At 71.7% G+C, this 14,508-nt stretch carries 12 protein-coding genes; 3 read left to right on the forward strand and 9 right to left on the reverse strand.

What is annotated here, in order from left to right:
* Positions 1 to 69: 69 nt before the first annotated feature.
* Entirely contained in the window at positions 70 to 1,449 is a 1,380-nt protein-coding gene (locus tag OHT74_RS07330; protein ID WP_328619775.1) for a hypothetical protein, read from the reverse strand.
* A 315-nt stretch (positions 1,450 to 1,764) separates the two neighbouring features.
* Here OHT74_RS07330 and OHT74_RS07335 point away from each other — a divergent pair, with 315 nt between their 5' ends.
* The 3 genes from OHT74_RS07335 to OHT74_RS07345 all read left to right on the forward strand — a co-directional run bounded on the left by OHT74_RS07335 (position 1,765) and on the right by OHT74_RS07345 (position 6,165).
* Positions 1,765 to 3,177, forward strand: a complete 1,413-nt coding sequence (locus tag OHT74_RS07335; protein WP_266661758.1) for a family 2B encapsulin nanocompartment shell protein — start codon at positions 1,765 to 1,767, stop codon at positions 3,175 to 3,177.
* Between the two features lie 13 nt (positions 3,178 to 3,190).
* Positions 3,191 to 5,404, forward strand: coding sequence for a terpene synthase family protein (locus OHT74_RS07340; RefSeq protein WP_328619776.1), 2,214 nt, complete (start codon positions 3,191 to 3,193; stop codon positions 5,402 to 5,404).
* Between the two features lie 308 nt (positions 5,405 to 5,712).
* Complete coding sequence (locus OHT74_RS07345) at positions 5,713 to 6,165, forward strand: hypothetical protein (RefSeq protein WP_266661762.1); 453 nt, start codon at positions 5,713 to 5,715, stop codon at positions 6,163 to 6,165.
* Positions 6,166 to 6,206: 41 nt separating this feature from the next.
* Here the strand turns inward: OHT74_RS07345 and OHT74_RS07350 are convergent, their stop codons facing one another.
* From OHT74_RS07350 to OHT74_RS07385, 8 genes are all read right to left on the reverse strand, one after another.
* The gene (locus tag OHT74_RS07350) at positions 6,207 to 7,031 is read right to left on the reverse strand and encodes a hypothetical protein (RefSeq protein WP_328619777.1); all 825 of its coding nucleotides are present in this window, start codon (positions 7,029 to 7,031) and stop codon (positions 6,207 to 6,209) included.
* Between the two features lie 75 nt (positions 7,032 to 7,106).
* Positions 7,107 to 7,643 (reverse strand): GNAT family N-acetyltransferase, encoded by a 537-nt coding sequence (locus tag OHT74_RS07355; protein WP_328619778.1) that lies wholly within the window; start codon positions 7,641 to 7,643, stop codon positions 7,107 to 7,109.
* Positions 7,644 to 7,802: 159 nt separating this feature from the next.
* Positions 7,803 to 10,025 carry an NADP-dependent isocitrate dehydrogenase gene (locus OHT74_RS07360; RefSeq protein ID WP_328619779.1) on the reverse strand — a complete coding sequence of 741 codons (2,223 nt, stop codon included), beginning with the start codon at positions 10,023 to 10,025 and terminating at the stop codon, positions 7,803 to 7,805.
* 223 nt (positions 10,026 to 10,248) lie between these two features.
* Positions 10,249 to 10,602 (reverse strand): DUF805 domain-containing protein, encoded by a 354-nt coding sequence (locus OHT74_RS07365; RefSeq protein WP_266661770.1) that lies wholly within the window; start codon positions 10,600 to 10,602, stop codon positions 10,249 to 10,251.
* Positions 10,603 to 11,020: 418 nt separating this feature from the next.
* Positions 11,021 to 11,845, reverse strand: coding sequence for a chitosanase (locus OHT74_RS07370; RefSeq protein ID WP_328623271.1), 825 nt, complete (start codon positions 11,843 to 11,845; stop codon positions 11,021 to 11,023).
* A gap of 148 nt (positions 11,846 to 11,993) precedes the next feature.
* Entirely contained in the window at positions 11,994 to 13,076 is a 1,083-nt protein-coding gene (corA, locus tag OHT74_RS07375; RefSeq protein WP_266661774.1) for a magnesium/cobalt transporter CorA, read from the reverse strand.
* A 65-nt stretch (positions 13,077 to 13,141) separates the two neighbouring features.
* Positions 13,142 to 13,534, reverse strand: a complete 393-nt coding sequence (locus OHT74_RS07380) for a TOBE domain-containing protein (RefSeq protein WP_266661776.1) — start codon at positions 13,532 to 13,534, stop codon at positions 13,142 to 13,144.
* Between the two features lie 46 nt (positions 13,535 to 13,580).
* Positions 13,581 to 14,501 (reverse strand): LysR family transcriptional regulator ArgP, encoded by a 921-nt coding sequence (locus tag OHT74_RS07385; protein WP_328623272.1) that lies wholly within the window; start codon positions 14,499 to 14,501, stop codon positions 13,581 to 13,583.
* Positions 14,502 to 14,508: the final 7 nt, after the last annotated feature.

Consider the following 14,508-nt stretch of genomic DNA (forward strand, 5'->3'; position numbering starts at 1 on the left):
CCCCGGCACCGGCCCTGTTGAAAATCCCGCGCAGTTGAAGCTCTGAACGGATGTACGACGAGGGCGCCGCTACGTCCCGGCCGCCACCCGCTCCAGCAGCGGCCGTACGACCCCACTCGCACGGACCGCCCGCAGCCGCCCCCGCATCCGGCGCAGCGCGTCCGTCACCCGGGCCGATTCCAGCTGCGGTACGACGTCCAGCACCTCGTGCCAGGCGGCGCAGGCCCGCTCCAGATGCCCCTGGCCCAGGTGGAGTTCGGCGAGCCGGGCCGCCGTGACCGCCCGCGCCCGCCGCTCCGCCGCCGGCCGGTGGCGCAGCGAGGCCCCGAGCGCGGCGATGGCGCCCCGGCCGTCGCCCAGCGCGGCCAGCGCCTCCGCCTGCTGGTGGCACAGCGCGGCCTGGTGGTAGTCGCCGATCGGCGCGCTCTGCCCGGCCGAGCGGTCCAGCAGCCGCTGGGCGCCCGCCAGATGGGCGACCGCGGCCCGCCGGTCCCCGCAGGCGGCCTCCGCCACGGCCAGCTGCCCGGTGACGAACGCCGCCTGGAGCGCCGGCAGCCGCCCCGCCTCCCGTGCGGCCGCCTCCGCGAGCTCCAGCGCCTGCGTGCGGTGGCCGAGGTGGTGGGCCTGCACGCTCATCGCCCGCAGCACGGGCGCGTGGCACTGCGGATCTCCGGCCTCCCGGCCCAGCCGCAGCGCCGCCCGGTAGTAGGCCTGGGCCACACCGTGCTGGTTGCTGTCGAAGCACAGGAACCCGGCGGTGTAGGCCAGCCGGGAGGTGGCGCCGAGCAGCCGGTGGCGTACGGAGGGCGGCGCGTCGGCCCGCAGCCACGGGGCGACGGTCGTGGCGAGGTACGCGGTCAGGGCGGGCCGGGCGAGCCCGCTGCCGAACATCATGTCGGCGTTGCGGAAGACCGGGAGCACCGCCTCGGCGGCCCGTACGTGGTCCTGTCCGATCCGTACCCCGGCCCGCGCCTCGGCCCGTACCCCGGCCCTCGGGCCGGCCTGCCCCGGATGGGCCGGCTGCTGCTCCTCCGGCGGCCGCCACGCGGAGGAGTAGACCGGGATCTCGCCCAGCGCGCCGACCCCGAAGTCCGGCCCGCAGTCGGGCAGTTGTGCACCGGCCAGGGCGGCCGTGGCGAGGACGTCCGCGTCGTGCGCCCCGCCGCCGGGGCGTTCCCGCGCCCTCGCCCCGGCGGGCCGGGCGAGCCCGGTGTCGGCGGCGGCGATCCGGCGCCCGGTGCGCCGGCTCAGCGCCTCGGCGGCAAGGTCGACGACGTGGGCGGGCGGCCTGGTGCCCGCGAGCCAGTGGGAGACGGAGGTCCGGTCGTAGCTGAGGGTGAGGCCGGCCTCGGCCGCGATGCCGTTGACGGCCCGTGCGAAGTCCTGCCCGCTCCAGCGGGCTTCGATGAGGAGGGTGCGGAGTTGTCCGTTGGGGTCACGCTTCGCCATCCAGAACCGCCCAACTCGTACGTGTGTCCAGCGCTTCAACACGGTCGGAGATTCAACAGGGTGGGACAGGGGCCCGTGTACCGGGTGGGGCCGCCCTGCCTCTAACTAAGACGTGTGCACACGGTGGCACCCGGTCACACCGGGTGTGCGTGGCGTGCGGGAGCACAGCGGATCACGCACAAGCGGGGTCGCTCCTTCCGATCGCCCCCGTACGCGACGTACGCGACGTGCGCGACCCGCACCCGGGCCGCTGCGCAGGACAGTCACCGACGCCGCATCCGGAGCCAGGAAGACCGACCGAGAGGACGTTCCGTCATGTCTGTCGACCCGACGACCGAAGAGAGCGCCGCCGCACACCCGACCCGCAGCGCCCGCCAGAGCCTCAGCACCGATGCGGCGCGGAACCTGGCGACCACCACCAAGTCCGCCCCGCAGATGCAGGGCATCAGTTCCCGCTGGCTGTTGAAGATCCTCCCGTGGGTCCAGACCAGCGGCGGCACCTACCGGGTCAACCGCACGGTCAGCTACACCCTCGGCGACGGGCGCATCAGCTTCGTCAAGACCGGGTCCGAACTCCGGGTCATCCCGCCCATGCTGCGCGAGCTCGGCATGCTCCGGCACTTCCCCGACGACGCGGTCGTCAAGTCGATCGCGGACCGGTTCGTCAAGGAGGAGTTCCGCAAGGGAGACGTGATCGTCCGCAGCGGCGAGCCCGTCGACAAGATCTACCTCGTCGCCCACGGCCGCATCGAGCGGCTCGGCGCCGGCGCGTACGGGGACGAGGCGAGCCTCGGCGTCCTCAGCGACGGCGACCACTTCGGCCACCACCCGCTGCCGGACGCCCGCTGGGAGTTCACCGCCCGGGCCCAGACCGACGTGGTGACCATGACGTACAACCGGGGCAACTGGGACGAGGCGCTGAACCGCTCCCCCGCCCTGCGCCGGCACGCCGAGGCCTACCTGGAGGCGGAGCGCGTGGGCCGCAAGGGCAGCGAGGCCGTGGACCTGTCCGCCGGCCACACCGGCGAGGTCATGCTGCCCGGCACGTACGTCGACTACGACCTGAGCCCCCGCGAGTACGAACTGAGCGTCGCCCAGACCGTGCTGCGGGTGCACACCCGCGTCGCCGACCTCTACAACCAGCCGATGAACCAGTCGGAACAGCAGCTGCGGCTGACGATCGAGGCCCTCAAGGAGCGCCAGGAGAGCGAGCTGGTCAACCACCCGGAATTCGGGCTGCTGCACAACGCCGACTACGAGCAGCGGATCTACGCCCGCACCGGCCCGCCCACCCCGGACGACATGGACGAGCTGCTCAGCCGGCGGCGCGGCTCCCAGTACTTCCTCGCGCACCCGCGCACGATCGCCGCGTTCGGCCGCGAGTGCAGCCGGCGCGGGCTGTACCCGGCCTCCGTCGAGTTCCAGGGGCATTCGATGCCCTCCTGGCGGGGGGTGCCGCTGCTGCCCTGCAACAAGATTCCGGTCACGAAGGAGCGGACCAGTTCGATCCTGGTCATGCGCACCGGCGAGGACAACGAGGGGGTCATCGGGCTGCACCAGCTGGGCCTGCCCGACGAGTACCAGCCGGGCCTGTCCGTCCGGTTCATGAGCATCAACGAGCAGGCGATCGTCTCCTACCTGGTCACCGCCTACTACTCGGCGGCCATCCTGGTGCCCGACGCCGTCGGGGTGCTGGAGAACGTAGAGATCTCACGCTTCGACGACTGAGGGCGGCGGCCGCATGAGCAGCACAGGGAGCGCGCAGCCCTTCGAACTGCCCGAGTTCTACGTCCCGCACCCCGCCCGCCTCAACCCGCACCTGGCTCGCGCCCGCGCGCACGCCCTCGACTGGGCCCGCGGCATGGGCATGCTGGAGGGCTCCGGCGTATGGGAGCAGGCCGACCTGGAGGCGCACGACTACGCGCTGCTGTGCGCCTACACCCACCCCGAGTGCGATGCTCCGATGCTTTCGCTGGTCACCGACTGGTACGTGTGGGTGTTCTTCTTCGACGACTGGTTCCTGGAGGTCTTCAAGCGCCCCGGCGACCGGACAGGCGGGCGGACCGCACTGGAACGCCTGGCCCTGTTCATGCCCGACGGCTCACCCGGCCACGCCGGGAACGCGCAGACCCCGGAGCCCCGCAACCCCGTGGAGGCGGGGCTCGCCGACCTGTGGGCCCGGACCGTCCCCGGGCATTCGCCGGACTGGATCGCCCGTTTCTCGCTCAGCACCCGCAATCTCCTCGTGGAGTCCCTGTGGGAGCTCGACAACATCAGCATCGGCCGGGTCGCCAATCCGGTCGAGTACGTCGAACAGCGCCGCAAGGTCGGCGGCGCGCCCTGGTCGGCGGGGCTCGTCGAGCACGCCGTGGGCGCCGAGGTGCCCGCCGCCGTCTCCGCCGAGCGGCCGCTGCGCGTGCTGCGCGACTGCTTCGCGGACTCGGTGCATTTCCGCAACGACTTGTTCTCGTACGAGCGGGAGGTCGGCCAGGAGGGCGAACTCAGCAACGGGGTGCTGGTGCTGGAGACGTTCTTCGGGTGCACCACCCAGGAGGCGGCCGATCAGCTGAACCGGCTGCTCACCTCGCGCCTCCAGCAGTTCGAGCACACCTTCTTCGCCGAGCTGCCCCCGATGGCCGTGCGGGCCGGCCTGACCCCGGAGCAGGTCACGGCGGTGCTCACGTACGCCCGCGGGCTCCAGGACTGGCAGTCCGGCGGCCACGAGTGGCATCTGCGCTCCAGCCGCTACATGAACCGGCGGGCGGGCCTGCCCGCCGGACCCTCCGGACTGGGCAGCGCCACCTCGGGCTTCAAGGCGCTGCTGGGCATCACCGGCGGCGCGGACCGCCTCCGGCGGCACACCCGCACCCCGCACCCGGTGGGCCCGTCCGTGATCCCGGAGTTCTACCTGCCGTACCCGAACCGGCTCAACCCGCACCTGGAGGGCGCCCGCGGGCGGCTGGTGGAGTGGAACCGCGCGATGGGGATGTTCGACGAGGGCCTGTGGTGGGAGGACAAGGCCGTCGACTTCGACTTCGCGCTCTGCTCGGCGGGCATCGACCCGAAGGCCTCGGCCGCGGACCTCGACGTCAGCGCGGCCTGGCTGAGCTGGGGCACGTACGCGGACGACCTCTACCCGCTCCGCTTCGGCGCCACCCGCGACCTGGCCGGGGCCCGGGCCCAGGACGCCCGGCTGCGCGCGCTCATGCCGCTGGAGCCCGAGGCGCCCACCGCTCCCCCGGTGAACGCGGTGGAACGGGGGCTCGCCGACGTCTGGCTGCGCACGATCACGCCGATGGCGCCGGCCGGGCGGCGCATGTTCCGGGCGGCGATGGACGCCGTGCTCGACAGCTGGCTGTGGGAGGTGGAGAACCAGGCGGCCCACCGGGTGCCGGATCCGGTGGACTACCTGGAGATGCGCCGGGTGACCTTCGGCTCGCCCATGACGGCCTCGCTGGCCCGGATGGCCCACATGGACGTCGTACCGGAGGCCGTGTACGAGAGCGCGGCGATGCAGTCGCTGGAGGCGGCGGCCTTCGACTGCTCGGCGCTGATGAACGACGTGTACTCGTACCAGAAGGAGGTGGAGTACGAGGGCGAGCTGCTCAACATGCTGGTCGTCACGGAGACCTTCTTCGGCTGCGACTACCGGACGGCGCTCGGGGTCGTGAACGATCTGATGACCTCGCGGATGAAGCAGTTCGAGCACGTGCTGGAGAAGGAGTTCCCCGCCATGTACCGGGACTTCGGGCTGGATGCGGCGGCGCGGGCGGCACTGGACCGGTACGCGGACGAGCTCAAGCAGTGGATGGCCGGGATCGCCACCTGGCACGCGGAGACCCGGCGCTACCGGGAGGAGGACCTGGAACGGCACCATGCGCGGCGGACCGAAGCGGTGGTGGCGGCAGGCGCCGGTGCGCTGCCTCGGGCACCGCACCGGGCCGGGTGGGCGTGAGGGCGCGGAAGGTCCCGCTGACGGTTCCGGCCGCCGCCGAGGGAGCACCGTGGTCATGGCCCGTGATCACCATCCGGCCACGGGACGGTCGCCGCGCGCGTCACGATGCCCCACCTGGCCGAATGGACAAAGGTTCGCCGGGTGTACAAGTGCGATGATCGGAGGGCGGCCCGGGGCGGCCCGGGCCTTTCTCCGGAATACGACATTCCCCTGGCCTTTCTGCAGAACTGACGCATAATCATCGCTACGCGGCCCGAAAGAACCCTTGGCCGCGCACGGACACGCATGCAATGGGGGGCATCGTGCCGATGAGGGATTCAGGCAGTGCCGGCACGCTGCCGGCGACGTCCGACGAGCTGTCCAGACTGCTGACCGCCGTCCGGCGGGGACGGGTCCTGACGGTCACCGGGCGGTTCCGGGAGCCCCGGAGCCTGCTGGTGCGGGAGATCGCCGAGCGGCTCTCGTCCAACTTCTGCGACGGCGTCGCCGTGGTCGTGATGGACCGTCCGTTCGGCCTGCGCGAGCTGACGGCCGCGCTGGGCTGCGTACCGGGCATGCCCTTCCTGCCCTGCGGGACGGCGAACGCCTTCTCGTGGCTCGCGGAGCGGGACATGCTGCTCGTCCTGGACGGCACCGACCTGCTCGCGCCGCAGACGCTGGCCTGGCTGCGGAACCTGCTCACCGCGGCCCCGGGGCTGCGCATCCTGGCCGCGGGCCCGTCCCCGCTGGCCTTCGAGGGGGAACGCGTGCACCGCCTCTGATCCGGGAGCCGGGGGCCGGGGCCGATGCGGCGGGCTTCCCGTCAGCCGTGGTACTTGCGCAGGATCCGCTCCAGCAGCCGGGGGACGGGGGAGCGCGGAGCCGGCACGGCCGCGGGGCCCGCGGGCAGCCGGGCCTGCAGTTGGGCCCACACGGCGTCCGGGCACGGGCCCTGGGGCCGGGACTTGAGGAACTTGCCGTAGGGCACCACACGCGGCTCGCGGCCGATCTCCACCCAGTGGGGGCGGCCCGAGACCTCGTCCCAGCCGTGGTTCGGGATCCGGACGTGGTTGCGCCGGCCGTCCTTGTCCTTGCTGGTGATCTGGGCGACCCGAGCGCCGCCCGGCCCGGTCGCCAGGACCACGCAGTAGTGCCGCAGCTGCTGTTCCGGGTCCTCGCGCAGCGGCACCATGGCCAGCCAGACCTCGCCCGGCCGGGGGCGCGCCCCTGCCGACCTGTCCCACCGGCGCACGCCCAGGTGGACGACGAGGGCCGCGAACCCGGCGGCGCAGGCCTCGATGCTCATCCGGACGTTCCAGGGCTGCTCGGCGACCTGCCCCTCGGCGTAGGTCACCACGGCGGCGACCGCGGCGAGCATGACGGCCACCCGGGCGAGGAACGTCCACCAGGTGACGCGCCCCCCGCGGCCCGCGATGGCGACGAGTACGCAGGCCACGACGACCGGGATGCCGTACACGACGGCCCACTGGCCGGCGCCCGCCACCTTCAGCGGCGGGGTCTGCCGGGCCATCAGGTCGGGCATCAGCACGGGGAACGCGAGCAGGGTGCCGACGAGCCCCACCACGTTGAGCAGCAGATAGCCCGCGCAGCCGATGCCCGCGCAGGACGTGTTGTTGCGACGCGCCACCCGTATCCCCCCAGACCCCCGGCGGCACGCTAACGCACCAGCCACAGGGCCACCAGTGGCCCGCCGGACACCTCCTCAGGCCACGTGCTTCCACTCCTCCACCGGCAGCCCCAGGATCACCTCGTCGACGAAGGCCCCCGACACCCACGCGGAGCGCCGCAGGGTGCCCTCCAGGGTGAAGCCCGCCCGCGTCGCGGCGCTGATCATGGCGCTGTTGTCGGCGAGGGTGTCCACCTGGAGCCGGTTCAGCCCGCGCACGGTGAACCCGTAGTGGCACAGCAGCTGGACGACCTCCGCGCCGAAGCCGCGGCCCCGGCAGCCGGGCAGCAGTGAGATCCCGAGGTGGGCGCAGCGGTTGTGGGCGTCGATGCCCCACAGCACGGCATCGCCCGCGAGCGATCCGGAAGCGGCGTCGACCACCGAGAAGACCGCCACGCTGTCGGACGGGGCGGCGGGCTCGAACGGGGAGTGCCCGGCGCCGGCGGCGATCGGGCGCCACGGCCCGGATCCGGCGCGCGACCGCGTCGCCACGTCTTCGTAGAGCTCGGCGTGGAGCACGGCTACGTCATCGGCGTGCCGGGCGCGCAGCCCGGCCAGGGTTCCCTGAATCACGGGGACTTCCTAGCCGCCGGCGGGACCGCCCTGCAACCGGGTTTCCGGCGCCCGGTGCCCGCGTACGGGCCGCGTACGGGCCCACAGACGGGTTCACAGACGGTTCCGCCCCGGTCGGCGGCTGCCGACCGGGGCGGAACCCTTCACAACGTCCGGACGTTACGCGAGGGTCGCGATCGCCTGGTTGAAGGTGGCGGACGGCCGCATGACCGCCGAGGCCTTCGCGGCGTCGGGCTGGTAGTACCCGCCGATGTCGGCCGGGGAGCCCTGGACGGCGATGAGCTCGCCGACGATGGTCTCCTCCTGCTCGCCCAGCGTCTTGGCGAGCGCCTCGAACGCGGTGGCCAGCGCGGCGTCGTCGGTCTGCTTGGCCAGCTCCTGCGCCCAGTACAGGGCGAGGTAGAAGTGGCTGCCGCGGTTGTCGATGCCGCCCAGCTTGCGGCTCGGCGACTTGTCCTCGTTGAGGAAGGAGCCGGTCGCGCGGTCCAGGGTGTCGGCCAGCACCTGGGCGCGGGCGTTGCCGGTGGTGGTCGCGAGGTGCTCGAAGGAGACGGCCAGCGCGAGGAACTCACCGAGGGAGTCCCAGCGCAGGTAGTTCTCCTTGACCAGCTGCTGGACGTGCTTCGGGGCGGAGCCGCCGGCGCCCGTCTCGAAGAGGCCGCCGCCGTTCATCAGCGGGACGACCGACAGCATCTTGGCGCTGGTGCCCAGCTCCAGGATCGGGAAGAGGTCGGTCAGGTAGTCGCGCAGCACGTTGCCGGTCACCGAGATGGTGTCCTCGCCGCGGCGGATGCGCTCCAGGGAGTACGCGGTGGCCTCGACCGGGGAGAGGATCTCGATGGTGAGACCGTCGGTGTCGTGCTCGGCCAGGTACGTCTTGACCTTGGCGATCAGCTGCGCGTCGTGCGCGCGGCCCTCGTCGAGCCAGAAGACGGCCGGGACGCCGGTGGCGCGGGCGCGGGTGACGGCGAGCTTGACCCAGTCCTGGATCGGCGCGTCCTTGGTCTGGCAGGCGCGGAAGATGTCGCCGGCGGCGACCTCCTGCTCCAGGACCGTGTTGCCCGCGGCGTCGACGAGGCGGACGGTGCCCGCGGCGGCGATCTCGAAGGTCTTGTCGTGGCTGCCGTACTCCTCGGCCTTCTGGGCCATGAGGCCGACGTTCGGCACCGAGCCCATGGTGGACGGGTCGAAGGCGCCGTGCGCGCGGCAGTCGTCGATGACGACCTGGTAGACACCGGCGTAGCTGCTGTCCGGCAGGACGGCCAGGGTGTCGGCCTCGTTGCCGTCCGGGCCCCACATGTGGCCGGAGGTGCGGATCATGGCCGGCATGGAGGCGTCGACGATGACGTCGGACGGGACGTGCAGGTTGGTGATGCCCTTGTCCGAGTCGACCATCGCGAGGGCCGGGCCCTCGGCGATCTCGGCCTCGAAGGAGGCCTTGATCTCGGCGCCGATGTGCGGGACGCCGTCGAGGCCGTTCAGGATGGTGCCGAGGCCGTCGTTCGGGGACAGGCCGGCGGCGACCAGGACCTCGCCGTACTTCGCGAAGGTCTTCGGGAAGAAGGCGCGGACCACGTGGCCGAAGACGATCGGGTCGGAGACCTTCATCATCGTGGCCTTGAGGTGCACGGAGAACAGGACGTCCTCGGCCTTGGCGCGGGCGATCTGCGCGTCCAGGAAGGTGCGCAGCGCGTCGACGTGCAGGACGGACGCGTCCACGACCTCGCCGGCCAGGACCGGTACGGACGCGCGCAGGACGGTGGTGGCGCCGTCGGCGGCGACGTGCTCGATGCGGAGCGTGCCGGCCTCGGCGATCACGGCGGACTTCTCGGTGGAGCGGAAGTCGTCGGCGCCCATGGTGGCGACGTTCGTCTTCGACTCGGAGGACCAGGCGCCCATGCGGTGCGGGTGGGCCTTGGCGTAGTTCTTGACCGAGGCGGGGGCGCGGCGGTCGGAGTTGCCCTCACGCAGGACCGGGTTGACGGCGCTGCCCTTGACCTTGTCGTAGCGGGCGCGGATCTCGCGCTCCTCGTCGGTCTTCGGGTCGTCCGGGTAGTCCGGGAGCGCGTAGCCCTGGCCCTGGAGCTCGGCGACCGCGGCCTTCAGCTGCGGGATCGAAGCCGAGATGTTGGGCAGCTTGATGATGTTCGCTTCCGGCGTCTTCGCCAGCTCGCCGAGCTCGGCGAGGGCATCGGCGATCCGCTGGCCCTCCTCGAGGTGCTCGGGGAAGCTGGCGATGATGCGACCGGCCAGGGAGATGTCACGGGTCTCGACATTCACACCGGCCGTCGACGCGTAGGCCTGGACCACAGGCAGGAAGGAATACGTCGCGAGGGCCGGGGCCTCGTCAGTGTGCGTGTAGATGATGGTCGAGTCAGTCACCGGATGCTCCGCTCCACAGTCTGCGTCTCTCGTCTGCAACATTGCTCGACATCAAGATATCTCGTGATCGGGCCGGTCCGGACAGCCCCCTGCCCGAGTCCCGGGGAGACGCGCGTCACCTCCGGCCCCGCGCGACCCCGCAGAAGGCGAAAACGCCGCCTCCGGCTGTTTCCAGCCGGGGGCGGCGCTCAGGCAACTCAGGTGCTCAGGCTTGCGGGCCTGTTCAGGCCTGGACGGCCTTCGGGTTCTGGCCGTACTCGTTCGGCTGCGGCTGGCCCTCGGTCGCCATGAGGACGAGGAGCCAGATGCCGCCGACCAGCGGGACGAGGGCGATGAACATCCACCAGCCGGACTTGCCGGTGTCGTGCAGGCGGCGGACACCGACGGCCAGGCCCGGGAGGAAGACGGCCAGCGCGTAGATCGCGTAGAGGAGCGGGTAGGTGCCGATCGCGTTGTCGAGGACGGCAACGATGATCAGGGCGATCAGGTTGAAGAGGGTGAACATCCAGTACTCCTGCCGGCGGGCGCGGCCGGAGAAGACGGTGTACTTCTTCAGAACGTCGGTGTAGTAGTTCATGGGTCCCCCCAGAGGACGGTTCGTCGGCCCGTCCTGCTGGAGCAAGCCGAGGCAGAACTTATGCCCCGCTTATGTGGCGGTCAAGCCAGTTCCCCAGTGGCCAGAAGTGCCGCTCCCCTCGGGTTCGTCGACCAAAAACACCGGCACCGGGCGCCACTTGGAACCCACCGGTGGTGTCAGGTCACACGGGGTGACGAAACAAGGGCGACAGGGCCCTATTTGTGCGGTTGGAGAGGCCCTTGAGGCGCTCCACGCCGGCACGCGCGAGGCCCCGCAACTCCCGGAGCGGGCCCGTCCGCGCCCACATCGTTACGGCTCCGCGACCTGAACCCGTCGCCGCACGCACGGACGTCCCGCGCCGGGCAGGGAGCCCGGCACGGGACGCCGTGGATGCATCGACCGGTTCAGCCGATCCGGTTCAGCCGATGTGGAACGAGTCCCCGTAGACCTTCCAGTCGAGCGGGGTGTTGAGGTTCAGGTTCCCCTTCTTGAGGAAGACCCGCTGCGCGGTGTCGACACGGCTGGTGTCGCTGTGCGCCTCCTCCTGCTTCATCGCCCAGACGCGGGCATCGAGGAAGGCGTTCAGCCAGGTCGTCTCGCTGCCGCCCTGGGCCGGGGGCTTGGCCTTGGACAGGGCCCGCTTGCGGATGTTGCGGAAGCTGGTGGAGTCGGTGCCGTCGCCGTGCATCACGATGGCGTCGTAGTAGATGAACTGGCCGAGCGCGCCGACCCCGTCGGACTTGCCCTGCTTGACGGCGGGGTTGAAGTAGACCCGGTCGCGCTCGTGGTCCTGGGCCTTCTTGAACTCGCCGTCCTGGGCCGCCTTCGCCCAGTCCTTGGTGAAGTTCGGGTCGAGACCGGCGTGCGAGTCGCTGCCGTCGACCTTGCGCAGCGCCGGAAGGTACTTGGCGAGCACGTTGCCGGGCTTGACCTGGGTGTAGTACTCGACGAGGTCGAGCATGTCGCCGGTGCCGGAGCAGAAGCCGATGATGCCGGCCGTGTAGCCGCGGCCGTCGTCTATGTCCTCTATGTACTTGTACTGCGCCTTCCAGTCCAGCGAGGAGTTCTCCGCACTGGAGACGATCTGCATGGCGATGTCCTTCTTCGCCGGATCGTCGAGCCCGACGGCCGCGGCCGACACGGCGGCGGACGCAGGGGCGGAAGCGGGGGCGGGCGCCGCGGTGGCGTGGGCGGTCACCGGTACGGCGAGCAGGGCGCTGCCGAGCAGGGCGCCGATGGCCATTCTCTTGCGGTGGGGGGTGAACACAAGACCTCCATGGGGGAGTTGAGGCTTACCCGACTTCGTTAGGAAACTTTACTACCAGAGCTCGGGACAGCTCAATACCCGGGCACGCCATGTGTGCCGGTGGGGCTGCTGGTCAATCCGCGGCTCAGAGCCAGCCGTTGCGGCGGAACCCCCGGTGGATGGCGAAGCAGGCGAGGGCCATGACGCCGACCACGATCGGGTAGCCGTAGGTCCAGTGCAGCTCGGGCATGTTGTCGAAGTTCATGCCGTAGACCCCGCAGACCATGGTCGGCACGGCGACGATGGCCGCCCACGCCGTGATCTTGCGCATGTCCTCGTTCTGCGCGACGGTCACCTGTGCAAGGTGCGCCTGCAGGATGGAGTCGAGCAGGCCGTCGTACGCGCCGATCTGGTCGGTGGCCCGGGTCAGGTGGTCGGCGACGTCGCGGAAGTACGCGCGGGCGTCCGGCGGGATGACCGGTATCGGCTGCGTGGCCAGATGCTGGAGCGGCCGGCTCAGCGGGGCCACCGCCCGGCGCAGCTCCAGCAGTTCGCGCTTGAGCTGGTAGATGCGGCCCGCGTCGCCGCGCCCGCCGTACTCGCTGAAGACGGCGGTCTCGACGGCGTCGATGTCGTTCTGCACCGCGTCCGTGACGGCCACGTAGTCGTCGACGACGTGGTCGGCGATGGCGTGCAGAACCGACGCCGGCCCCTTGGCCAGTTGCTCCGGCGCCGCCTCCAGGCTCTCGCGGACGGGGCCGAGCGTGCCGTGGCCGCCGTGCCGGATGGTGATGACGAAGTCTTCGCCGGTGAACGCCATCAGCTCGCCGGTCTCCACGACCTCGCTCGTCGCGGTGAGTTCCTCGTGCTCCACGTAGCGCACGGTCTTGAAGACGGAGAACAGTATGTCGTCGTACCGCTCCACCTTGGGGCGCTGGTGCGCGTTCACGGCGTCCTCGACGGCGAGGGGGTGCAGGCCGAACAGCTCTGCGAGCCCGGCGAGCTCCTCCTTCGCCGGTTCGTGCAGGCCGATCCAGACGAACCCGTCGCCCGTCTTGCGGACCCGCCGCAGCGCCTCCTCGGCCTCGGCGCAGCCGTCCTGCCGTGTGCCGTCCACGTAGACCACGCAGTTGACCACCGCGCTGCCGAGCGGGGAGCGGGCCGGGTGGCTCAGATCGACGGCCCGCCGGTAGCCGCGACGCACGGCCCGGCGCAAGTTGCTGAACATGGACAACGGGGTACTTCCCTTCGGCGGATCAGCGGCCAGTCTGCCACCGTCGCCGATCGGCCCCGTCAGGCCCGGTCGATGAACACGCTCGTCGACTTCACGCGGGCCACGGCCCGTGCACCCACCTCGAGGCCGAGCTCCTCCACCGCCTCCCGCGTCAGCAGCGACACGATGCGGTGGGGACCGGCCTGGATCTCGACCTGGGCGTCGACGGTACCGAGCTTGACGGCGGTGACGATGCCCGGGAAGGCATTGCGCGCCGAGGTGTACGGGGCATCCTCGGCTTCTCCGCCCTCCTGGGCGGCCTCCACGCAGAACGCGGCCAGGTCCGGCCCGTCCACCATCCGCCGCGTGCCCTCCCGTCGGGTGCGGAACCGCTCGGCATCCGCCCAGCGCCGGGCGGTGTCGACGCTCACGCCGAGCAGCCGCGCCGCCTGACCGATCGTGTAGGACTCCATGACCGCAGCTTAAGGGGGCTGGCGACCTTGATCCGCCGGACACCCCCTAAGCGGGCCGGACCCTGTCCTGGCGCAGTGCCCGGGCCGCCGCGGCCGCGATCACCTGCGCCACCGTCGACAGCGCCGGGGAGTCGAGCTTCCACTGCTGCCAGTACAGCGGCACGTCCAGCGGCCGCCCCGGCACCAGCAGCACCAGCCCGCCCGCGCGCACCAGCGGCTCCGCCTGCGGCTCGGGCACCAGTCCCCAGCCCAGCCCGGCCGCCACCGCGTCGCAGAACCCCTCCGAGGTCGGCACGTGGTGGCGCAGCGGCCCCGCCCCGGCGTCCCGGCTGCCGGTCAGCGACCGTACGAACACGTCCTGGAGCACATCGCGCCGGTCGAACACGATCAGCGGGGCCTCCTGCAGACCGTCCTCGAGCGCTCCGGCCAGGTACCGCGCCGCGAACCCGGGGCTCGCCACCGGCAGGTACCGCGCCAGCCCCAGCCTGCGTACGGTGCACCCCGCCACCGGGTCCGGCGAGGAGGTGACCGCCGCCATCACCTGGCCCTCCCGCAGCAGCGCCGACGTGTGCGACTCGTCCTCCCGGTGCAGTTCGAAGAAGACCGGCGGATCCTGCGGCACCTGCGTGAGCGCCGGCAGGAACCAGGTCGCGAGGGAGTCGGCGTTGACCGCGATCGGCAGCCGCACCGGGCCGCCCGACTCCTGCGCCATCCCGAGCTCGGCGCGCGCGTCCCGCTCCAGGCGGGCCAGCTGCCGGGCGAACCGGACCACCACCTGCCCGGACTCGGTCGCCCGGACCGGCTTCGTCCGCATCAGCAGCACCCGCCCGGTCCGCTGCTCCAGCGCCTTGACCCGCTGACTGACGGCGGACGGGGTCACGTGCAGGGCCGCGGCCGCCGCGTCGAAGGTGCCCTCGTCCACCACGGCGAGCAGGGTCCGTACCTGGTCCAGCGGAAGTTCGTCCATCACGAGC

Source organism: Streptomyces sp. NBC_00354 (assembly GCF_036106915.1).
Taxonomy (GTDB): Bacteria; Actinomycetota; Actinomycetes; order Streptomycetales; family Streptomycetaceae; genus Streptomyces.

Bases quoted from the DNA above. Each gene is read 5' to 3' on its own strand.
- OHT74_RS07330 (WP_328619775.1), bottom strand. From the start codon at position 1,449: ATGGCGAAGCGTGACCCCAACGGACAACTCCGCACCCTCCTCATCGAA.
- OHT74_RS07335 (WP_266661758.1), top strand. From the start codon at position 1,765: ATGTCTGTCGACCCGACGACCGAAGAGAGCGCCGCCGCACACCCGACC.
- OHT74_RS07340 (WP_328619776.1), top strand. From the start codon at position 3,191: ATGAGCAGCACAGGGAGCGCGCAGCCCTTCGAACTGCCCGAGTTCTAC.
- OHT74_RS07345 (WP_266661762.1), top strand. From the start codon at position 5,713: ATGAGGGATTCAGGCAGTGCCGGCACGCTGCCGGCGACGTCCGACGAG.
- OHT74_RS07365 (WP_266661770.1), bottom strand. From the start codon at position 10,602: ATGAACTACTACACCGACGTTCTGAAGAAGTACACCGTCTTCTCCGGC.
- OHT74_RS07370 (WP_328623271.1), bottom strand. From the start codon at position 11,845: ATGGCCATCGGCGCCCTGCTCGGCAGCGCCCTGCTCGCCGTACCGGTG.
- corA (WP_266661774.1), bottom strand. From the start codon at position 13,076: ATGTTCAGCAACTTGCGCCGGGCCGTGCGTCGCGGCTACCGGCGGGCC.
- OHT74_RS07380 (WP_266661776.1), bottom strand. From the start codon at position 13,534: ATGGAGTCCTACACGATCGGTCAGGCGGCGCGGCTGCTCGGCGTGAGC.
- OHT74_RS07385 (WP_328623272.1), bottom strand. From the start codon at position 14,501: ATGGACGAACTTCCGCTGGACCAGGTACGGACCCTGCTCGCCGTGGTG.